Source organism: Streptosporangium becharense (assembly GCF_014204985.1).
Taxonomy (GTDB): Bacteria; Actinomycetota; Actinomycetes; order Streptosporangiales; family Streptosporangiaceae; genus Streptosporangium; species Streptosporangium becharense.
The window spans coordinates 3,056,170-3,077,036 of the sequence record NZ_JACHMP010000001.1 but is presented as its reverse complement, the minus strand read 5'-3'; the positions used below and the strand labels follow the sequence as shown (position 1 = coordinate 3,077,036).

Genomic DNA, 20,867 nt, shown 5'->3' with positions numbered 1-20,867 from the left:
GCATCTCCCTGGTGGGAGGCGCCGGGCCCGTTCCCGTTCTCGGGAGGAACATCGTGGTACGGCTGCGGCTGGACCTGGCCTATGACGGCACCGACTTCTCCGGCTGGGCAAGGCAGCCCGGACGGCGGACGGTTCAAGGGGAGATCGAGGAGGCGCTCGGCAGGATTCTCCGGGTCGCCGAGCCTCCCTCACTGACCGTGGCCGGGCGGACCGACGCAGGGGTGCACGCCAGGGGACAGGTGGCCCATCTCGACCTGGAGATCGACGCGCTGGAGGCGGTGCAGAGCCGCAACCGCCGCCGGACGGACGCGGCGAAGCCCTTGCCCGAACCCGGGTCCGCGGCGGAGCTCGACGAGCGGCTCGCCGCGCTGTGCAGGAGGCTGGCCGGCGTCCTGCCCTCCGATGTCAGGGTTCATCGGGTCAGTGTGTCCCCCGAGGGCTTCGACGCGCGCTTCTCCGCGCTGTCGAGGCGATACGCCTACCGCGTCTGCGACACCCCGGGCGGGGTCGACCCGCTCCGCCGCCACGAGGTCCTCTGGTACTCCCGGCCCCTGGACGTCGACAGGTTGAACGCCGCCGCGGCAGCCCTGCTGGGTGAACACGACTTCGCGGCCTTCTGCAAGAAACGCGAGGGTGCGACCACGATCCGCGAGCTTCAGCGGCTCGACTGGACGCGCCGGGACGGTCTTGTCGTCGCGACGGTGGTGGCCGACGCGTTCTGCCACTCCATGGTCCGGGCGCTCGTCGGATCGTTGTTGCCGGTGGGCGAGGGCCGGCTGCCCGTGGAGTGGCCCGGCCAGGTGTTGAGCCGGGCCGTACGGGACACCGGGGTGCACGTCGCACCCGCGCACGGGCTCTGCCTGGAGGAGGTGCGCTACCCCGAGGCCACCGAACTCGCCCGGCGGGCCGCGGCGACCCGCCGGGTGCGCACGCTCAGCTCGTGACGCGGCGCTCCACCGCCTTGGCGGTCTGGTCGCGGAACGCGCCGCTGATCCTGCCCAGGTCCTTCTCCTTCTCGGTCGGGGTGCGTCCGTCGCTGAAGGTGGCGTAACTGAACACGATGTAGCGGCCCCACACCATGCCCGCCGCGTAGCCGCCCGCGATGTGCACCCGGTCGGCTCCCGAGCCCGCCTTGGCGGGCAGGCCGCGGAACCAGACGTTGCCGTCGAGGTTCTTCTCCTTGTCGACGGTGATCGCCGACTCGCGGGTGGGCAGGACGGCGATTCCCGTGGTCACCGCGTACTGCTTCTTGCGGTCCACGTAGGTGGCCCGCAGCACCCTGCGGCAGTCGTTGCCCCGGAGGGCGATGGCGAACGCGTCGGCAGCCGCTCTGTGGCACTGCTCGGTGACGTCGGTCTTGACCCGGGTGAACGTCGTCCCGGCCACGGTCACCTTCTTCTCGAAGGCGGCGGCCACGGTCATGGCGCCCGGGTCGGTCCGCTCCGAGTTGAGCATCGCGGTGTTGATCGGTTCAGGCTCGGAGGTGATGTCGAGTTCGTCGGCGGAATCGGTGCTCCCGGCGCTCGACGGGGCCGAAGCGGTCGTCTGCCCGGCGTTGAACGTCCGGTAGGCGAAGAACGCCCCGGTGCCTATGCCGGCCACCACCACCGTGACCACGGCCGCGATGAGCATGGTGCTCGCCCGCTTCTTGGGCTGCGGCTCCGCTGGAGGGGGCGGCGGATCAGGGGTGAACTCCGAAAGCGGGGTGAACGGACCGCGCGTCATCGGAGGCTCGGTGGACACGGTGGACGCACTGGACGCGGTGGGCGGCTCGGCGGACGTGGCGGACGCGACCGGCGGCAGCGTCGCCGCCGGTGGCATTGCCGGTGCCTGCGGTGCTGTCGCCGTCGGAGGTGGGGAAGCGGCCAGAGGTGGGGAAGCGGCCGGGAACGGCGGGGGGATCGCCGGGATGCCACCCGGCGGAGTCGCCTCCGCGAGGAAGTCCGATGGTGGCGCGGGCGCCTCGGAGGCAGGCGCCGTAGCCGGTGCCGTGGTGTGCGCGGCGGCTTCGGCGGGCGGCACGGCGGGCGGCACGGGCGCCTGGGACACCGGTTCGGGCTCGGCGGCCGGCGTGGGCCGCTGCTCGGGCTCGGCGGCCGGGGGTGTATCCGCCCGGTGGACGCCGGAACCGGTGATCGAAGCCGCCTCCGCCCCGTGCACGCCGGAACCGGAGGCCGGACCCTGATCGGAGACGTGCGGGCCGGGGACCGTCACGGGAGGGACCGCGGGTTCACCGGTTCCCGGGAGGGCCGGGTCGGAGCGGTGTACTCGGGCGGTGCTCTCGCCGGAGCCGTCCGGTGAGACCGCGCTCGGCGGCCAGACGGCGACGTCGCCGGGTTCGCCGGGGCGGGCGGGTTCGCCGGGGGTATCCGGGTGAGCGGCATCGCCGGGTGCGTCCGGGCGACGAGCCTGGCCCGGATCGTCCGGCCGTCCGGCGGGCTCCTCCGGGCCGGACCAGACCGGCTCGCCGGTGGCGGCGGGCCAGGGGGTCCCGTCCCCCGGGGAGGGCCAGACCTGCATACCCGCCGCGGCGGCGGTGAAGGCCGGCGGCGGCTGCCACGGGGGCGCCCCCGGCACGATCGGTGCGGCCGGTGTGTCCCGCCAGGGCGGGCCGGGCGGGTCGGCCGGACCGGGGGACGCGGGCTGGGAGGATCCGGTCGTCTGACCGGGGGAGTCGTTCGGAGGCGGGAAGCCCTCCTGCTCGGAGGGCACGGGCCAGGAGGGGGCGGTCGTCTCGTCGAGGCCCTGCCACGGAGAACCGGTGCCGGAGGCACCCCGCCACGGGGGCCCCGAAGGGTGTTCCGGCCCGGGAGGGGGGTCGTCGGGGCCGGGCGGTGTGGGCCAGACGAAGGGCACGGGCTCCGAGGGCGTGGAAGGCCCGGCCCAGTCGTCCGGCGCCGGGCGGGCGTCACCCTGCCGTCCCGGGGCGGCGAACTCCCACGGCGCGGCTGCGCCGGCCGGGGAACCGGCCGGGGGCAGGGGAAGGTCGTCCTCGGGTTCGGCGTACCAGTCGTAGGAGGCGCTGTCGTCGGAGGGTACGGCCCATGGCTGGGCGACCCCCGAGCCCCCCTCCGGCCACGTCACGGGGGGAGAGGGATAGGGGTGCTCGTCACCTGAGAGGTCGGTCCGAGGCACGTGCGGCGAAGGCTGGCCGAAACTCGGCGGCGGCGTCGCCGGTGCGGCCGAACCCTCGGCTTCACGGTGGTGCTCGGACCCGGATTCCTGGCCACGCATATGCCGCAGCCTAGCGACACCTAAAGATCACCATGCGGATATGGGTCGTATCGCCCGCCGGGTTTCCGGCTGAAAGCGTATTTTGTGACCTTGCTGGGGAGCGCTCCCGAGCGGGTCAGGGACGCTTCCCGGTCAGCGCGCGCGACTGCAACGCGGGGGTGACGGTCGCGTCGACCACGCCGAAGGCCGCCTGGTTCAGCTTCTTGACCTCGGTCTTCTTCGGGGCGTGCCCGTCCTTGTACTGGAACCAGACCATCACGGTGTAGTGCCCGTATCCCCACTGGCCGACGAACGCCTCGCCGGTGCCGAGAAATTTGGTGACTTTGTCCTTACCGGGCAGCGGCTTGATGTACTCTTCCCGCTCCTTGCCCGTGCTGGCCTTGGCCACCTTCACCGCACCCGCCCCGGTCTTGAGGTTGGCCACCCCCACCGTGCCGATGACCTTCCCGGAGGCGTCGCGGAAGCTGGCCCGCAGGAACTGGGTGCACCGGGCCGCGGTAAGGGCCTTCTGGAGCTTGGCGCCGACCACCGCGTTGCCGCACTTCTTGTCGGTCCGGCGGGTGGTCATCAGGTAGCTCTGCCCGCCGAAGGTCACCTTCCTGCGCTTGAACAGCTCGTCCAGCGTGAGCGGGTACGGATCGGTGGTCCTGGAGGAGGCGAAGCCGAACTTGCCGCCGGCGGTGCTGGGAGGAACCACGGCCGGGTTCCTCGGCGCGGGACTCGCGGCCGCCTTCGGCGGGGGGTCGGAGTCGGCCAGGACGGACAGGCCCACGCCTCCGGCGATCAGCACGGCGAGCGCGCCGACCGCGATGTAGATGGGACGGCGGGACCGGGGGCCCTCGTCGTAGGGGCTCCACATCGCCGGCTTGGGCTCTTCGGGGCGGGGGACCTTCTTGCCGGAGCCGCCGGAGGGCTCTTGTCCGGAGCGCTCCCGAAGGCGGGGGTCCGGGGCGTACGGCTGGCGGGGGTGGGGCTCTTCCGGGTGGACGCCCTGGGTGCGAGGCTCCTGCTCATAGGGGACCTGCGAACGCGGCCCCTGCTCGTAGGGGGGCTGAGGGCGGGGGGCCCGCGCTCGGGGCTCCTGCGAGTACGGCGACCGCGGATACGGCTCCTGCGGATACGGCTCCTGCGGGTGCGATGCCTGCGGATACGGAGCCTGTGACCAGGGTTCCTGCGGGTGGGGCCGGCCGTGCGGCGGGGGCTCGGCGGCGCGGTCGTGCGGCGCGGGCTCGAACCAGTGCTGGTCCTGCCCGGGTGGTGGCGTGGCAGGCCGGTCGTAAGGCTGGCGGCGCGGAGGCTCCCCGGGAAAACCCATGCGCCGAGAGTAACCCCGTCTCGGGCCCTGTCGACTCAGCTGTATCCGAAGTCCTGGGTCCACCAGGGGCCGTCGGGGCCCTGGACGACCCCGACGCCGGTGGCCTTGAGCTCGCAGTTGAGGATGTTGCGCCGGTGGCCGGTGGTCTCCATCCAGTTCCGTACCGCCTGCTCGGCCGAGGTGTAGCCGCGGCCGATGTTCTCGGCGCCACCGTTGCCGTAACCGGCGGCCTCCATCCGCTCCCAGGGGGAGCCGCCACCGGGGGAGGTGTGGGAGAACTCGCCGGTGTCGGCCATCTCGGAGGAGTGTGCCCTGGCCGACCGGGTCAGGCGCCTGTCGACCCGCAGCGGCGCGCAGCCGGCCTTCCTGCGTTCGACGTTGACGAGCCGGACGACTTCGCTCTCCATCGCGCCGAGGGCGAAGGCGGCCCCGCCGTCGTCGTCGCCGTTGACGATGTAGCGGGAGGGGCCCTCGTCGTCCCATCGGCCGCCGGTGGCGGAGGGCTTCGGGGTGGGGGACGAGGCCGGGGGCCGCCGCTGCGGTGTCCCCTCGGCGGTGGCCGTTCCGCCGCCGGGCCGGACGGCCCTGGCGAGGGGCTCGCGTCCGGCGGTCGCCTCGTCCCCGGTGGGGGTGGGCCTGGCCGGCCCGGCGTTGTTCAGGTAGATCTGCTCGGTCGGCTCCTCGCCCCGGGTGCCCCGGCCGATGATGAAGCCGACCAGCAGCACGCCGGCCAGGCACGCGAACAGCCCCATGCGGCGCAGGCGCGCCCGCTGAGGATGCCGGGGGTGAAGAGACTGCCACATACCGCTATCAAAGATAGAGATGTTTGCAGTGGGGAAGAAGAGAATGCGGAGAACGTAGTGGAACCGCCCCGTGTAGTCACGGTGTCGCTTCCGCGTCTTCCGCGCCTCCGATTCCCCGTCACCGGCCCACCGCGGGTAGACTTCCCGGGGAACCGGTCGGGAGCCGTGTCGTTTTGACCCATGCTCTCCGATGCCGGTATCCTGCTAGTTCGTTGTGTGCGAATTGGTCTTCTCTGTAGACCAATGCGCGGCGCGTCCGGCGTCATCTCCTTGCAGCTTGGGAGACGGAAGGTCCGGGCTGTCGTGTGCCCGCACCTACCGACCATGTTGCTGTCAGCTCCGACAGCCCCGAAGACGCGAGCAAAGAAGGCATACGACCGTGCGCACGTACACACCCAAGCCTGCTGAAGTCGAGCGTCAGTGGTACATCATCGACGCCACCGACATCGTGCTTGGCCGGCTGGCCAGCCACGTCGCGAACCTGCTCCGCGGTAAGCACAAGCCGATTTTCGCCAACCACGTCGACACGGGTGACTTCGTCATCATCATCAACGCCGACAAGGTCGCGCTGACCGGCAAGAAGCTTGAGCAGAAGAAGGCGTACCGTCACTCGGGCTACCCGGGCGGTCTGCGCGCCATGACCTACGGTGAGCTCATGGACAAGCGTCCCGATCGCGCCGTCGAGAAGGCCGTGAAGGGCATGCTGCCCAAGAACGCCCTCGGCCGGAAGATGATCAAGAAGCTCAAGGTCTACTCCGGCTCGGAGCACCCGCACCAGGCGCAGAAGCCGGTGCCCTTCGAGCTCACCCAGATCGCCCAGTAGTCGATAGCTGCTTGTCGCCAGCAGCGTTGGCCGACGGCCGACGCCGAGTAGGAAAGTTAGAGGAGAACCGTGGCTGAGCCCACCGGTGTCGAGACGCCCTTCGAGGGCGACCAGGATGCGTACTCCTCGGAGGAGTTCCCCTCCGAGTACACCTCCGAGTCCACTGTCAGCGGCGACGCCGCCGTCCGTAAGCCCGTCGCGACCGGCAACTCGTACGGCACCGGCCGCCGCAAGGAGGCCGTCGCCCGCGTCCGCATCGTGCCGGGCACCGGCCGCTGGACGATCAACGGCCGTCCGCTGGACGTCTACTTCCCGAACAAGGTCCACCAGCAGATCGTCAACGAGCCCTTCGTGACGCTCGGCGCCGAGGACCAGTTCGACGTCATCGCCCGCATCAGCGGCGGCGGCGTCACCGGCCAGGCCGGTGCGCTGCGCATGGGCCTCGCCCGTGCGCTGGCCATCCTGGACGTCGAGGGCAACCGCCCGCCGCTCAAGAAGGCCGGCTTCCTGACCCGTGACGCCCGCGCCACCGAGCGCAAGAAGTACGGTCTCAAGAAGGCCCGTAAGGCTCCGCAGTACAGCAAGCGTTAAGTTGGGGCGCCTTTTCGGCACCGACGGGGTACGTGGGGTCGCGGGCCGCGACCTCACGGCCGAGCTCGCCATGGATCTGTCCGTGGCGGCGGCTCATGTCCTCGGCGATGCCGGGGCGTTCAACGCCGGTGCCGGGCGGCAGAGCCGCCCGGTCGCCGTCGTGGGCCGGGACCCGCGGGCTTCGGGAGAATTCCTGGAGGCCGCAGTGGTCGCCGGCCTTGCGTCGTCTGGCGTGGACGTCCTCCGGCTCGGCGTGCTGCCCACCCCGGCGGTCGCGTACCTCACCACGGCTCTCAGAGCCGACATGGGCGTGATGATCTCCGCCTCCCACAACCCCGCCCCGGACAACGGGATCAAGTTCCTCACCCGTGGCGGCTACAAGCTGCCCGACGCGGTGGAGAACGAGATCGAGCAGCGGCTCGGCGAGAAGTGGGAGCGTCCTGTCGGCGCCTCGGTCGGTCGCGTACGCGAAGCGTACGGTGACGCCGACCGCTACGTGTCCCATCTGCTGTCGACCGTGACCGGCCGCCTGGACGGGCTGAACGTGGTCGTCGACTGCGCTCACGGCGCCGCCCACGCGGTGGCCCCCGAGGTGCTGCAACGGGCCGGGGCCACGGTCGAGACGGTCGGAGCGCGTCCCGACGGCCTCAACATCAACGCCGGGGTCGGCTCCACCCACCTGGACAAGCTCCGGCAGATCGTCGTCTCCCGCGGCGCGGACGTCGGCATCGCCTACGACGGCGACGCCGACCGCTGCCTGGCGGTCTCGCACACCGGCGAGGTCGTCGACGGCGACCAGATCATGGCGGTGCTCGCCATGGCCATGCACGCCGAGGGCAAGCTCGCCGGCGACACCGTGGTGGCCACGGTGATGTCCAACCTGGGCTTCAAGATCGCGCTGAAGAGCGCCGGCATCGACGTCGTCGAGACCGCCGTCGGCGACCGCTACGTCCTGGAGGCCATGCGGGCCGGGGGCTACAACTTCGGCGGCGAGCAGTCCGGCCACGTCATCATGCTCGACCACGCGACCACCGGTGACGGGGTGCTGACCTCGCTCCACCTGCTGGCGGTCATGGCGCGCGCGGGCAGGCCGCTGGCGGAGCTGGCCTCGGTGATGACCCGCCTGCCGCAGGTCCTGGTCAACGTCAAGGGCGTCGACCGGGCCAAGGCTTCGGTGCCGGAGCTGGCCTCGGCGGTCGCCGAGGCGGAGTCGGAGCTGGGCGACACCGGCCGGGTGCTGATCCGGCCGAGCGGCACCGAGCCGATGATCCGCGTCATGGTGGAGGCGTCCTCCGCCGAGCAGGCCGAGCGCCTGGCGGGTCACCTGGCCGAGGTGGTCCGCACGGCCTGCGTTTGAGGAACACCGGAGGTCCGAGGAACAGCGGTGGTCCGAGGAACAGTGGAGAGGGGCGGCCCGGCCACAGGCCGGGCCGCCCCTCTCCGGTTTCCGGCTGATCCGCTCACTCGTCGCCGGTCAGGGAGAAGCTCCGCAGCCGCTGCCCCGCCCAGACGACCGCGCCGACGGTGACGACGATCAGGGCGGGGGCGGCGAAGCTCAGGGCGACCTCGGAGGACTGGAAAGCGGAAGAGGAGACCTCGTCGGCGACGGACCTGGCCCAGTGCTGGATGGAGTACTGCCGGGCACCGGGGACGAAGGTGCCGATCGCGGTCTCCCAGATGAGCGCGTACGCGACGCCGATCGTGACCGCGTGTCGGCTCAGCACGCCCAGCAGCATGAACACCGCCGCGTACGCGATCCCGCCCGCCAGCGCGCCGACCGCGAACCCGAGGGCGATGCCGGACTCGAAGCCCACCAGCAGGTAGGCGGCGACGAGGGTCGGCACCGCGGCGAACAGTGCGAGCATCGAGGCGGCCACCGCGAACTTGGTCTGGGCGATCACCGGCCGGGAGATCGGCTTGGCCAGCAGGTGGACGATCGTGCCGTCGTCGATCTCCGGGGCGATCACACCCGTCCCCGCGATCAGGCCGAGCAGCGGCAGCATGGTGGCGATGGCGAAGTTCTCCATCAACGTGATCGCGATCTCCTCGTCGAAACCGGCGAGGTACCGGAGCAGCCCGGCTATGGCGACCAGCGCCACGGGCAGCAGCGCGAGCAGCCAGATCCGGCGGCGACCCAGGAGTGCCCGGTAGGAGATTCCGGCGATGACACCGTTCATGTTCAGCTGCTCCTGTTGATCAGGTAGGAGAAGACGCTCTCCAGGTCTTCGTCGGCCGGGGAGACCTGCCAGACCCGCACGTCGGCGTCCTTGGCGACCCGGGGCAGCAGCCAGGTGAAGCGCCGGAAGTCGACGGCCTGCACCTCCAGGCCGTTCGCGGTCAGCGAGACCGAGCCCGACGAGGCGTCGGCGATCAGCGCGGCGGCCAGGCGGCGGTCGTCGCTGGAACGGACCCGGAACAGGTGGGGCCGGTCGCTCATCCGGCGGCGGATCTCCCGGAAGTCGCCGGAGGCGGCGTGCCGGCCGGCGACCAGGACCTCGATGTGCTGGGCGACCCGCTCCACCTCCTCCAGGATGTGCGAGCTGAACAGGATGGTCTTGCCCGCGGTGCCCATGGCGCGGACGAGGTCCATCAGGTGCAGGCGCTGACGCGGGTCCATGCCGTTGAACGGCTCGTCGAGCAGGAGGACCTGCGGGTCGTGCACGAGGGCGGCGGCCACCTTGACGCGCTGGCGCATGCCCTTGGAGTACGTCTCGATCCTGCGGTCCTTGGCGCTCTCCATCTCCACCAGGGCCAGGGCCTTGCGGGCGGCGTCCTCCGGGCTGGGCAGGCGGTGCAGCCGGGCACTGGAGAGCACGAACTGCCAGCCGGTGAGGAAGCCGTAGACGGCCTCGCGCTCGGGGACCAGGCCGATCGATCGGTAGACCTGGTGGTTGCGCCAGATCGGGGTGCCGTCGAGGGTGACGGTCCCGCCCGAGGGCGGCAGGAAGCCGGCCATCATGTGCAGCAGCGTGGACTTGCCGGCCCCGTTCGGGCCGAGCAACCCGGTGACACCGGGGCGGATGGTCATCGTGACGTCGTTGACGGCGACCACGTTGCCGTACCAGCGGGAGACCTGAGCGAGCTCGATGTTCATCGGGAGGCCGCCTTCCGGTAGCGCGCGAACAGGGCCGCCACGAATCCGGCGATCAACAGGATCATGATCAGGCCCGCGATCGGGCCCACGCCCGGCGGGTAGATGTTGCTCGACACCGGCTTCGCCCCGAAGACGCCCACCTGCACGGCGGCGTCGACGAGGAGGAACGGATTGATCATCCATGCCCACGCGGCGGCCTCGTCGTCGCCCATGGACTCCAGCGCCGCGAACAGCACGGTCGAGACGGAGGTGACGAGCAGGTAGAACGCGATGATCGAGGCCACGCCCAGCCCGCGCCGCGGGGTGAAGGAGGCGATGGCGATTCCGACGCAGGACAGCAGCACCGCGTAGCAGAGCGCGCCGGCCATGGCCGCGGCGTAGTCGGCGGTGCGCGGGCCGGCGGGCAGGTCCACGACGAGTTCGCCGATGAACATGACGGTGAGCGGTGTCGCCAGCACCAGGAACATCGCCGTCGCCATCGCCGCGAGCTTCGCGCCGATGTAGTCGGTCAGCGTCACCGGCCGGGACAGGTAGAGCGGGAGCACCCGGAAGCGCAGGTCCGGCGCCACGATGTACGGTGACTGCGAGGCCAGGAAGATCGCGAGCACGGGCTGCATGATGACCGCGTACTCGGTGTAGCGCATGATGTGCTCTTTGGCCAGCGCCATGACCGCGATGGAGACGACCGTGGGCAGCATCATCACGCCCACCAGCATGAACGGGATGATCTTCGCGCGGATCGTGCGGCCGATCCCGAAGACCCCGCGCAGGCTGTGCACGGCGAGCGCCGCGGTGGCGTGGCCGCGGCCCTGCCGCACCCCGTCGTAGTGGCGGTATCCGATGTCGTGGATGACACCCGTGGGTTCAGACATTGGCCGGCTCCCTGAAGATGTCCTCGATGCGCTGGCGGCGCTGCTCCATCCGGATGAGGTGGAGGTCGAGCTCACAGACGGCGTCGCGGACCGCGTCGAAGGTCTCCGGAGCGCGGACCTGGACGAGGAGCGTCCGGCCGTTCGGGGTGACGCTCTCCCCCAGCTCGGCCAGGCGGGCCGCCAGCGCGTCCTGCCCCTCCTCGACCTCGACGCTCACGGTCTCGGTGTTCTGGGTGAACTCGCCGATCGCCGAGGAGCGCAGCAGCCTGCCCCCGTCGATCACGATCACGTGGTCGCAGACCCGCTCCAGTTCGCCCAGCAGGTGGGAGGTGACCAGCACACTGATGCCGAACTCCGAGCCGATCCTACGGATCAGCCCGAGCATCTCGTCGCGGCCCTGCGGGTCGAGGCCGTTGGTGGGCTCGTCCAGCATCACCAGGCGCGGGTCGTGCACCAGGGCCTGGGCCAGCTTCACCCGCTGCTTCATGCCGGTGGAGTAGCCGCCCATGGGGCGGTAGCGCTCCTCGTACAGGCCGACGTGGCGCAGCACGTCGGCGGCGCGCTCGCGGGCCGCGGTGCGCGGCAGGCCGGACATGCGGGCCATGTGCACGGTGAACTCGGTGGCGGACAGGTCCGGGGGCAGGCAGTCGTGCTCGGGCATGTAGCCCACGACCCTGCGGATCTCGGCGCCCCGGGACGTGACGTCCATGCCGAGCACCTGGGCCCCACCGGCGCTGGGTTCGAGCAGACCGAGGAGAATTTTGATCAACGTGGACTTGCCCGCGCCGTTGGCGCCGACCAGACCGGTCACGCCGGCGCCGACGGTCACGGTGAGCTGGTCGAGCGCCGTCACCCGGGGGAAGCGTCTCGTCAGTCCCTCGGTGGCGAGGATTGTCATGGTCGGACACTATCCATCAGCGGAGGGGAAATCCTCCGTCGTCCGGACGAGACGGCCATCGTCCGAAAGGCCGGTTCCGCGAAGCCCGCCTCTCCGGGGGCCGTGGAGCTCCGCGGAGCCGCCTCTCCGGTTTCGCGAGCGGGCTCCGCGGGGCCGCCTCTCCGGGGGCCGTGGAGCCCGACCTCAGGTGCCGCGGGGCCGGTTCCGCGGAACCTACCTCTTCACCTCTTCGCCGCCGCCGGAAGCCGCATGCCGAACCGGGACCAGTAGGTCCGCTGGACGAGCAGGACGAGCGTGCCGGAGATGATCATCCCCGCGATGTTCACCCCGAGCTGGGTGACCGACCCGGCCATGTCCTCCCACCGGGTCAGCGCCGCGGCGACCGCGAAGTACCCGGCCGCCGGCACCGTGGTCACCGAGATGAACACGCCGACCAGGGCCGAGGACTTGCCCGCGGTGACCGAGAGCACCCCGGCGGCCCCGGCGAACAGCGCCACGATGAACGACCACTTGTCGGGCTTGACGATGAACTCGATCTCCTTGTGCTCGTTCAGCGAACCGACGTCGATCCAGCCGAGCCACCGGGCGGCCAGAGCGCAGGCGAAGGTGACCGTGATCGCGACGGCGAAACCGACGGCGAGAGCGCGCAGCGCGCGGCCGATCAGGCCCCAGTCGGCGCGGAGCAGGCCGAAGCAGATGGCGGCGATCGGGCCGAACTCCGGACCCAGCACCATCGCCCCCACGATCAGGATCGGCGAGTTGACGATCACGCCGACCGCGGCGAGCTGCGTGGCGATCATCAGGAAGGCGAAGAAGGCCCAGGTGAGCCGGGAGTCGTCGGCGACCCGCTGGGCGAACGCCGCCCAGACCACGGCGTCGTCACCGTCGCCGGGGGCCTCCTCCTGGGCACGCTCGGCCACCTCGGAGAGCGACAGGTCGATCTCCTCGGCGGCGATCGAGCCGTCCGCGTGCAGCCCCAGCTCCTGGAGCCGCTCGATCACCTCGTTGGCGGCCTCGCGCGCGACGTCGAACTGGATCAGATCCCCGACGGGGGAGCGCGCCGCGCCGGGCAGCACGACGAGGTTGACGACGCCGAGGCACTGGTCGATCGTCTTGAGCACGTCGTCGGACAGCTCCGCCGGGCTGATCACGCGTAGATGCAGCACGCCGCCCACCCTAGGTCTTGGACGGGGTTCCCGGCACCGCACCTGCCCAGGGCCCGTGGCCCGCGCCGCGCTCGCACCGGCACCGCAGCTCGTATCGGTCCCGCGGTCCGCATCGGTCCCGCGGTCCGCATCGGTCCCACGGCCCGCGTCGGTCCCACGGTTCGCACCGGCACCACGGCCCGCACCGGCGCGGTGGGGCGGCCCCGGGTCAGATGCGGCGCAGCCGCACCCGCCTGATGGAGTGGTCGTGCCCTTTGTGCAGCACCAGGTCGGCCCGGCCCCGGGTCGGGGAGATGTTCTCCACGAGGTTGCGCTCGTTGATGTCGCGCCAGACGTTCCTGGCGAACTCGGTCGCCTCCTCCTCCGACAGTTCGGCCAGGTGCCTGAAGTAGGACTTCGGGTCCTCGAAGGCCGTCCGCCGCAGCTTGTGGAAGCGGTCCACGTACCAGTGACGGATGTGCTCGACCTTGGCGTCCACGTAGATGGAGAAGTCGAAGTAGTCGTTGACCGCGAGCGAGGTGGGCGGGGCGGGTTGCAGGACGTTCAGGCCCTCGACGATGAGGATGTCGGGCCGGCGCACGGTCTGGGTCGCGCCGGGCACGATGTCGTACTCCAGATGGCTGTAGACGGGAGCCGTCACCTCGGGGGTGCCCGCCTTGACGTCGGCGACGAACCTGACCAGGGCCCGCCGGTCGTAGCTTTCGGGGAAGCCCTTGCGGTGCATGATGTCGCGTTCGGTGAGGACCGCGTTCGGGTACAGGAAGCTGTCGGTGGTCACCAGGTCGACCCGGGGGTGCTCGGGCCAGCGGGCCAGCAGGGTGTGCAGCAGCCGGGCGGTGGTCGACTTGCCGACCGCGACGCTCCCGGCGATGCCGAGGATGTACGGCGCTGGGCGCCTGCTCGCCCCGAGGAAGGTGTTGAGCGCCGCGCTGCGCTGCCTGGCTCCGGTGAAGTGCAGGTTGAGCAGCCGGGTGAGCGGCAGGTAGATGTCGGTGACCTCGGCCAGGTCGATGGGGTCGTCGACGCCGCGCAGCTCTTCGAGCTCGTCCGCGGTGAGCGTGAGGGGGGTGCTCTTGCGGAGGTCGCTCCATTCCGCTCGGCTGAGCTGCACGTACGGTGTCGCGGTGTCCAAACCGTTGGCCATAGTCCCGAAGCCTACTGATCGCTCCGTCTCGCTTCCCTATGGGCCTCCCTCTGCCCGATCTCGGGCAGGATTCTTGGATTGCGAGGGAGGTTCTCCATAGGCTCGGCGGTCGATCTCTCAGGGGGAGAAGGGGGTAGGCCATGTGCGGGATCGTGGGGTACGCGGGACGACGGCCGGCGTTGGAGGTGGCCGTCGAGGGTCTGGGGCGGCTGGAGTACCGGGGGTACGACTCAGCCGGGATCGCCCTGGTCGGGGACGGTGGCGCGCTGACGGTGGAGAAACGGGCCGGCAAACTGGCCAACCTGCGTTCCGCGCTGGCCGGGCGGCCGGCACCGCGGGCGACGACCGGGATCGGGCACACCCGGTGGGCCACCCACGGTGCCCCCACCGACCGCAACGCCCACCCGCACACCGACTGCCGGGAGCGCATCGCGGTCATCCACAACGGGATCATCGAGAACTTCGCCGTGCTCCGGGCCGAACTGGAGGGCGAGGGGCACAAGCTGCTCTCCGAGACCGACACGGAGGTGGTGGCGCACCTGCTGGAGGAGTTCGCCGCCGACGGCCTGGCGGAGGCGATGCGCCGGGTCTGCCGGAGGCTGGAGGGGGCCTTCACGCTGCTGGCCGTCTCGGTGGACGAGCCGGGCGTGGTGGTCGGAGCGCGGCGCAACTCGCCGCTGGTGGTCGGGCGGGGGGACGGGGAGAACTTCCTCGGCTCGGACGTGGCGGCGTTCATCGCCTACACGCGCGACGCGGTCGAGCTGGGGCAGGACCAGGTGGTCGAGCTGCGTCCCTCCGGGGTCACGATCACCGACTTCTCCGGAGCCCCGGCCGGGACGCGCGACTACCACGTCGACTGGGACGCCTCCGCCGCGGAGAAGGGCGGCCACGACTACTTCATGCTCAAGGAGATCGCCGAGCAGCCCCAGGCGGTGGGCGACACGCTCCTGGGGAGGGTCGGGCCGGACGGCATGCTGACGCTGGACGAGATGCGCCTGTCCGACCAGGAGCTCCGCGACATCAGCAAGATCATCGTGGTCGCGTGCGGGACCTCGTACCACGCGGGGCTCATCGCCAAGTACGCCATCGAGCACTGGGCCGGACTGCCGTGCGAGGTCGAGCTGGCCAGCGAGTTCCGTTACCGCGACCCGATCCTCACCCGCGACACGCTGGTCCTCGTCATCAGCCAGTCCGGGGAGACGATGGACACCCTCATGGCGGTCCGGCACGCGCGGGAGCAGCGGTCGCGGGTGCTCGCCGTGTGCAACGTGAACGGCTCCACGATCTCCCGGGAGTCCGACGCCGTCCTCTACACCCACGCGGGCCCGGAGGTCGCCGTCGCCTCGACCAAGGCGTTCCTGACCCAGCTGGTGGCCTGCTATCTCGTGGCGCTCTACCTCGCCCAGGTCCGGGGGACCAAGTTCGGCGACGAGATCTCCGAGATCATCGGCTGGCTGGCGGAGACGCCGTCCAAGGTGCGCGAGGTCCTCGCGACGATGGAGCCGGTCCGCGCGCTGGCCAGGTCGCTGGCGGACGAGCGGTGCGTGCTCTTCCTCGGCCGGCACGTGGGCTTCCCCGTCGCGCTGGAAGGCGCGCTGAAGCTCAAGGAGCTGGCCTACATGCACGCCGAGGGCTTCGCGGCCGGAGAGCTCAAGCACGGCCCCATCGCGCTCATCGAGGAGGGGCTCCCGGTGGTGGTCGTGGTGCCGTCCCCGGCGGGGCAGCGCGTGCTCCACGACAAGATCGTCTCCAACATCCAGGAGATCCGGGCCAGGGGCGCCAGGACCGTGGTCGTCGCCGAGGAGGGCGACACGGCGGTGGAGCCGTATGCCGACACGCTGATCCGCGTCCCGGTCGTGCCGACCCTGCTGCAACCGCTGGTCGCGACGGTGCCGCTCCAGGTCTTCGCGTGCGAGCTGGCCACGGCCAAGGGGCACGACGTCGACCAGCCGCGGAACCTGGCCAAGTCGGTCACCGTGGAGTGACCCGGAGGCGGGCCCCGACGGTGCGGGCGTCTTCTCGTGATGGAAGGTCCGGGCGGGGCGGGCCCCGAAGGGCCGGGCGGGACGGTCACGGGGCGGGCCCGGCGGCGCGGACGTCTCCGGCCGGAGCACGCCCTAACCTGGGGGGATGATCGTGGGGATCGGCGTCGACGTGGTCGACGTGGCCAGGTTCGAGGCGACGCTGACGCGGACGCCCGCGCTGCGGGCACGGCTGTTCACCGAGGCGGAGGGCGTGCTGGCGACCGAGTCGCTGGCCGCGAGGTTCGCGGCCAAGGAAGCCGTCGCCAAGGCCCTCGGCGTGCCCCCGGGCCTGCGGCACCTGGACGCCGAGGTGCGTGTCGGCGCTCACGGGCGCCCCGAACTGCACCTGGACGGCCGGGCCGCGGACGTGGCGCGGGAGCTGGGCGTCGTCCGGTGGCACATCTCGCTGACCCATGACGGGGGCGTCGCGATCGCCTACGTGATCGCCGAGGGCTAGATTCGGGAGGATGCGGACCGCGTACACCTCTGACCAGATCAGGGCGGCCGAGGCGGCGCTGATGGCGACGCTGCCCGAGGGCACCCTGATGGAACGGGCGGCCACCGGGCTCGCCGTCACCTGTGCCGGGATGCTCGGCACGGTCTACGGCTCCCGCGTCGTGCTGCTCGTCGGCGGCGGCGACAACGGCGGCGACGCCCTGTACGCCGGGGCCCGGCTCGCGGACAGGGGCGCCAGGGTCGACGCGATCCTCGCCGGTCCCCGCGTCCACGCCGGTGGTCTGGACGCCCTGCGCCGCGCGGGTGGCCGGGTGACGGACCTCGGGCGGGCGGCGGGGAGCCCGGAGGGGGGCGGTCAGGCGGCCTCCGGGACTGCCCCGGGCGGTTCCGCGGTGCCCGAGGCGGCCGGGCGGCTGATCCGGGCGGCCGGCCTCGTCGTGGACGGCCTCGTCGGGATCGGCGGGGCGGGTGCGCTACGGGAGCCGTACGCGACCCTGGCGGCCCTGGCGGGCGACGCGCCAGGCCGGGTCGTCGCGGTGGACGTGCCGAGCGGGGTGGATGCGAGCAGTGGCCGGGTCGAGGGTCCGGCGGTGCGCGCGGACGTCACCGTCACCTTCGGTGCCTGGAAGATCGGCCTGCTCGTCGATCCCGGCGCCGGGTACGCGGGCCGGGCCCGGCTCGTCGACATCGGGCTCGGCCCCCACCTGCCGGAGCCCGGGGCCGTCGCCCCGGCCGACGCCGACGTGGCCGCGCTGCTGCCCGTGCCGGACGCCTCCGCCGACAAGTACCGGCGGGGTGTCGTCGGGATCGCCGCCGGGAGCGAGCGCTACACCGGCGCCGCGGTCCTCGCCGTGGGCGGGGCGTTGCGGGGCGGGGTGGGCATGGTCCGCTACGCCGGGACCGCCGCGCCCGCGGCCCGGGTGCGGGCGCGCTGGCCGGAGGCCGTCATCACCACGCTCACGCCGGGCCAGGGGGTCGAGGAGGTGGGCCGCGTGCAGGCGTGGGTCCTCGGCCCGGGGCTCGGCACCGGCCAGGAGGCCCACGCCGTCGCCAGGTCGGTGCTGGACGGTGACGTGCCGGTCCTCGTCGACGCCGACGGGCTGACCCTGCTGGCCGAGGACAGGACACTGCTCCGCCGCACGGCACCCGTACTGATCACCCCGCACGCGGGTGAGCTCTCCCGGCTGCTGGGCGTGCCGCGGGAGCGGATCGAGGCGCGGCGACTGGAGCACGCGCGGCGGGCGGCGGCGGAGCTGGGGGTGACCGTGCTGCTCAAGGGCTCCACCACGCTGGTCGCCGAGGAGGGCCGCCCGGTCGTGATCAACCTCACCGGTGCCCCGTGGCTCGCCACCGGCGGCACCGGCGACGTGCTGGCCGGTCTGGCGGGTGCGCTGCTGGCCGGCGGCCTGTCCGGGTACGACGCGGCCTCCTGCGCCGCCCACCTGCACGGGATCGCCGGTCAGGAGGGCCCGTTGGCGGCCGGGGACGTCGTGGAGGCCCTGCCCGGCGCCGTCCGGGCGGTGATGAACCGGCTTCGGCGGGACGGCCGAGCTGCCAGACTGGAAAAATGAATTTCCCGATGACACCGGCCGAGGCGCGGGTGGACCTGTCGGCGATCCGAGAGAACATCGCGCTGCTCGGCGGCCACGCCGGCGGAGCCGAGATGATGGCCGCGGTCAAGGCCGACGCCTACGGGCACGGGCTGGTCCCCGCCGCGCGGGCCTGCCTTGAGGGCGGAGCCGGGCGGCTCGGCACCGCCTACGTCCGGGAGGCCCTGTCGCTGCGCGAGCAGGGCGTCACCGCGCCGATCCTGGCGTGGATCATCCCGCCGGGCGAGCCGCTGGAGCAGGCGGTCGAGCGCGGCATCGAGCTCTCGGCGGCCTCGTCCCAGCGGGTCGACGAGATCGCCGACGCCGCGGCCCGCGCCGGCGCGACCGCCGGGGTGCACCTGAAGGTCGACACCGGCCTGTCGCGCGGCGGCGCCACCCCGGACGACTGGTCGGCGGTGCTCGACAGGGCGTTGGCCAGGCAGGCCGAGGGCACGATCGAGATCGTCGGGCTCTGGTCCCACTTCGCCTGCGCCGACATCCCGGGCCACCCGTCCGTCACGCTCCAACTGGCGGCCTTCGACGAGGCGCTGGCCATCGCCGAGAAGGCGGGCGCCGGCGGCTCCCACGTCATCCGGCACATCGCCAACTCGGCGGCGACCCTGACGCTGCCGCAGGCCCGCTACGACATGGTCCGGCCGGGGGTCGCGATCTTCGGGCTCAGTCCCGTGCCCGAGCTCGGCGACTTCGGGCTCCGGCCCGCGATGACCCTGGTCGCGCGGATCGCGCTGGTCAAGCGGGTGCCCGCGGGCTCCGGGGTCTCCTACGGGCACCTGTACGTCACCGACCGGGAGAGCACGCTCGGCCTCGTCCCGCTGGGGTACGCGGACGGGATCCTGCGGCACGCCACCAACCGGGCGGAGGTGCTGGCGGCCGGTCGCCGGCGGCGGATCGCGGGACGGGTCTGCATGGACCAGTTCATGATCGACGTGGGGGACGACCCGCTGGCGGAGGGCGACGAGGTGATCCTCTTCGGTGACGGCTCGCGGGGCGAGCCGACCCTCCAGGAGTGGGCCGATTCCCTCGGCACGATAACGCATGAGATCGTGACCAGGATCGGTTCGCGGGTCCCGCGCGTTTACCGGTGAGAGGACGTTCAGGGGGGCGTATGAGCAGTACCGGACGGCGCAGGGCCGGAATCGCGGGAGCGGTGGTCGGCGTCGCGTCCGCGGGGGTGGCCGCCGCGGCGCTCGCCAAGCGGTACGCCGTCGGCCGCATCAGGCTCCGCCCCGACCTGGAGGCCGGTGAGCCGTTCGGCGAGCTGCGCGGCCGCCCCACGACCGTCACCACCTCCGACGGGGTGTCCCTGTACGCCGAGGTGGACGGCCGGCAGGACGCGCCGCTGACGGTGGTGTTCTGCCACGGCTACACCCTCAACCTCGACTCCTGGCACTACCAGCGGCGCGACCTGGGCGACTCCCACAGTCTCGTCCTGTGGGACCAGCGCTCCCACGGGCGTTCGCCGCGGGCGACCCCCGGAGACTGCACGATCGACCGGCTCGGCGACGACCTGGCCGAGGTGCTCGAAGCGCTGGTGCCCGGTCCCTGCGTGCTCGTCGGGCACTCCATGGGCGGCATGACGATCATGGCGCTGGCCGAGCGGTACCCCGAGCTGTTCGGTGACCGGGTCAGGGGGGTCGCGCTGATCTCCACCTCCACCGGCAGGCTGGGCGAGATCTCCCTGGGCCTGCCCGCCCTGCTGTCCAGGGCGGTGCACAAGGTCACCCCGGGCACGGTGTCGCTCCTGCGGCGCAACGGCAACCTGGTCGACAAGGGGCGTCAGGTCGGCAACGACGTGGCCTTCCTCGCCCTGCGTCACCTGGGTTTCGGCGACGCCAGGAACGTCAGCCCCACGGTCGTCGACTTCGTCGAGTCGATGATCCGCTCCACCCCGTTCGAGGTGATCGCCGAGTTCTACCCGGCGCTGATGTCGCACGACAAGCTGGGTGCGCTCGCCGTGCTGGACCCCGTACCCACCTCGATCATGGTCGGGGACAAGGACTGGCTGACCCCCGTCGAGCACAGCAGGGCGATGGCGGCGGCGCTGCCGGGGGCCCACTTCATCGAGGTGCCCGCCAGCTCGCACCTGGTCCAGCTGGAGCGGCCGGCCACGGTGAACGACGCGCTGCGCGACCTGATCAAGCGCGTGGAGACCGACGCAGAGGTACTGGAGCGGGCCGAGCGCGTGGAGACCGACGCAGAGCCGGTGGAGCGGGTGAAGCACGTGGAGACCGACGGAGAGGAGACGGACCGATGAGGGTCGCCGCGACCGCGGAGGAGATGCGCGGGCTGGGCACGGAGCTGGCCGCGCTGCTGCGCCCGGGTGATCTCGTGGTGCTCTCGGGCCCGCTCGGGGCGGGCAAGACCACCCTGGTCCAGGGCATCGCCGAAGGGCTCAAGGTGCGCGGCCCGATCACCTCGCCGACCTTCGTCATCGCCCGGGTCCACCCCTCGCTGGCGGACGGCCCGGCGCTGGTGCATGTCGACGCCTACCGCCTGGGCGGCGACCTGGAGGTCGACGACCTCGACCTGGACGCCTCGCTGGAGGAGTCGGTGACGGTCGTGGAGTGGGGTGAGGGGCTGGTGGAGGGGCTCGCCGACGACCGGCTGGAGATCTCCATCGGCCGCGGCGAGCCGGGCGACGGGGGAGAGGAGCGCACCGTCGAGCTCCGCGGCGTCGGCACGCGCTGGGCGGGCGTCGCCTGACCCGGGGCCACTGATCGCTCCCGGGGGTGTCATTCGTTTCACCCCCGCGGGCCGAGGAATCCTGTCACGCTGGCACTACGCCCCATTGGTCTAGATCATCAGGGTTGATGATCGACTCTCATGGGTTTGCCCAT

General features: G+C 71.9%; 19 protein-coding genes. 10 read left to right on the top strand and 9 right to left on the bottom strand.

What is annotated here, in order from left to right; all coding sequences use genetic code 11:
* Positions 1-53: 53 nt before the first annotated feature.
* Complete coding sequence (truA, locus tag F4562_RS13085) at positions 54-944, top strand: tRNA pseudouridine(38-40) synthase TruA (RefSeq protein WP_184538277.1); 891 nt, start codon at positions 54-56, stop codon at positions 942-944.
* Here truA and F4562_RS13080 read toward each other — a convergent pair.
* The 3 genes from F4562_RS13080 to F4562_RS13070 form a co-directional block, all read right to left on the bottom strand.
* Positions 934-3,084, bottom strand: a complete 2,151-nt coding sequence (locus F4562_RS13080; protein ID WP_184538279.1) for a hypothetical protein — start codon at positions 3,082-3,084, stop codon at positions 934-936. The two genes, truA and F4562_RS13080, sit on opposite strands and share 11 nt — an antisense overlap.
* Before the next feature lie 265 nt (positions 3,085-3,349).
* A complete protein-coding gene (locus F4562_RS13075) occupies positions 3,350-4,549 on the bottom strand; it encodes a hypothetical protein (RefSeq protein WP_184538281.1) in 1,200 nt (399 codons plus the stop codon).
* 35 nt (positions 4,550-4,584) lie between these two features.
* The gene (locus F4562_RS13070; protein ID WP_184538282.1) at positions 4,585-5,301 is read right to left on the bottom strand and encodes a CAP domain-containing protein; all 717 of its coding nucleotides are present in this window, start codon (positions 5,299-5,301) and stop codon (positions 4,585-4,587) included.
* A 430-nt stretch (positions 5,302-5,731) separates the two neighbouring features.
* Here F4562_RS13070 and rplM point away from each other — a divergent pair, with 430 nt between their 5' ends.
* The 3 genes from rplM (at position 5,732) to glmM (ending at position 8,123) form a co-directional block, all read left to right on the top strand.
* Positions 5,732-6,175 (top strand): 50S ribosomal protein L13, encoded by a 444-nt coding sequence (gene rplM / locus F4562_RS13065; protein ID WP_184538284.1) that lies wholly within the window; start codon positions 5,732-5,734, stop codon positions 6,173-6,175.
* 69 nt (positions 6,176-6,244) lie between these two features.
* Complete coding sequence (rpsI, locus tag F4562_RS13060) at positions 6,245-6,766, top strand: 30S ribosomal protein S9 (protein WP_184538287.1); 522 nt, start codon at positions 6,245-6,247, stop codon at positions 6,764-6,766.
* A gap of 1 nt (position 6,767) precedes the next feature.
* Positions 6,768-8,123, top strand: coding sequence for a phosphoglucosamine mutase (glmM, locus tag F4562_RS13055; protein ID WP_184538289.1), 1,356 nt, complete (start codon positions 6,768-6,770; stop codon positions 8,121-8,123).
* A 103-nt stretch (positions 8,124-8,226) separates the two neighbouring features.
* On the opposite strand, the gene F4562_RS13050 is transcribed toward glmM, so the two are convergent.
* The 6 genes from F4562_RS13050 to coaA all read right to left on the bottom strand — a co-directional run bounded on the left by F4562_RS13050 (position 8,227) and on the right by coaA (position 13,940).
* Positions 8,227-8,943 carry an ABC transporter permease gene (locus F4562_RS13050; RefSeq protein WP_184538291.1) on the bottom strand — a complete coding sequence of 239 codons (717 nt, stop codon included), beginning with the start codon at positions 8,941-8,943 and terminating at the stop codon, positions 8,227-8,229.
* 2 nt (positions 8,944-8,945) lie between these two features.
* The gene (locus F4562_RS13045) at positions 8,946-9,860 is read right to left on the bottom strand and encodes an ABC transporter ATP-binding protein (RefSeq protein ID WP_184538293.1); all 915 of its coding nucleotides are present in this window, start codon (positions 9,858-9,860) and stop codon (positions 8,946-8,948) included.
* A complete protein-coding gene (locus F4562_RS13040) occupies positions 9,857-10,732 on the bottom strand; it encodes an ABC transporter permease (protein ID WP_184538295.1) in 876 nt (291 codons plus the stop codon). The genes F4562_RS13045 and F4562_RS13040 overlap by 4 nt, the downstream gene beginning before the upstream one ends.
* A complete protein-coding gene (locus tag F4562_RS13035; protein ID WP_184538297.1) occupies positions 10,725-11,630 on the bottom strand; it encodes an ABC transporter ATP-binding protein in 906 nt (301 codons plus the stop codon). The genes F4562_RS13040 and F4562_RS13035 overlap by 8 nt, the downstream gene beginning before the upstream one ends.
* 221 nt (positions 11,631-11,851) lie before the next feature.
* Positions 11,852-12,796 carry a DUF389 domain-containing protein gene (locus F4562_RS13030; protein WP_184538299.1) on the bottom strand — a complete coding sequence of 315 codons (945 nt, stop codon included), beginning with the start codon at positions 12,794-12,796 and terminating at the stop codon, positions 11,852-11,854.
* Positions 12,797-13,004: 208 nt separating this feature from the next.
* Positions 13,005-13,940: a type I pantothenate kinase gene (coaA, locus tag F4562_RS13025; protein WP_184538300.1), complete on the bottom strand. Its 936-nt coding sequence runs from the start codon at positions 13,938-13,940 to the stop codon at positions 13,005-13,007.
* Positions 13,941-14,080: 140 nt separating this feature from the next.
* Here coaA and glmS point away from each other — a divergent pair, with 140 nt between their 5' ends.
* From glmS to tsaE, 6 genes are all read left to right on the top strand, one after another.
* Positions 14,081-15,925: a glutamine--fructose-6-phosphate transaminase (isomerizing) gene (gene glmS / locus F4562_RS13020; RefSeq protein WP_184538302.1), complete on the top strand. Its 1,845-nt coding sequence runs from the start codon at positions 14,081-14,083 to the stop codon at positions 15,923-15,925.
* Positions 15,926-16,070: 145 nt separating this feature from the next.
* Positions 16,071-16,421, top strand: a complete 351-nt coding sequence (locus F4562_RS13015; protein WP_184538304.1) for a holo-ACP synthase — start codon at positions 16,071-16,073, stop codon at positions 16,419-16,421.
* Between the two features lie 10 nt (positions 16,422-16,431).
* A complete protein-coding gene (locus tag F4562_RS13010) occupies positions 16,432-17,991 on the top strand; it encodes an NAD(P)H-hydrate dehydratase (RefSeq protein WP_184538306.1) in 1,560 nt (519 codons plus the stop codon).
* Positions 17,988-19,115, top strand: a complete 1,128-nt coding sequence (alr, locus tag F4562_RS13005) for an alanine racemase (protein WP_246473421.1) — start codon at positions 17,988-17,990, stop codon at positions 19,113-19,115. Before F4562_RS13010 ends, alr begins: the two co-directional genes overlap by 4 nt.
* Positions 19,116-19,135: 20 nt before the next feature.
* Positions 19,136-20,284, top strand: coding sequence for an alpha/beta fold hydrolase (locus F4562_RS13000; protein ID WP_184538308.1), 1,149 nt, complete (start codon positions 19,136-19,138; stop codon positions 20,282-20,284).
* Positions 20,281-20,733, top strand: coding sequence for a tRNA (adenosine(37)-N6)-threonylcarbamoyltransferase complex ATPase subunit type 1 TsaE (gene tsaE, locus F4562_RS12995; protein ID WP_184538310.1), 453 nt, complete (start codon positions 20,281-20,283; stop codon positions 20,731-20,733). The genes F4562_RS13000 and tsaE overlap by 4 nt, the downstream gene beginning before the upstream one ends.
* Positions 20,734-20,867: the final 134 nt, after the last annotated feature.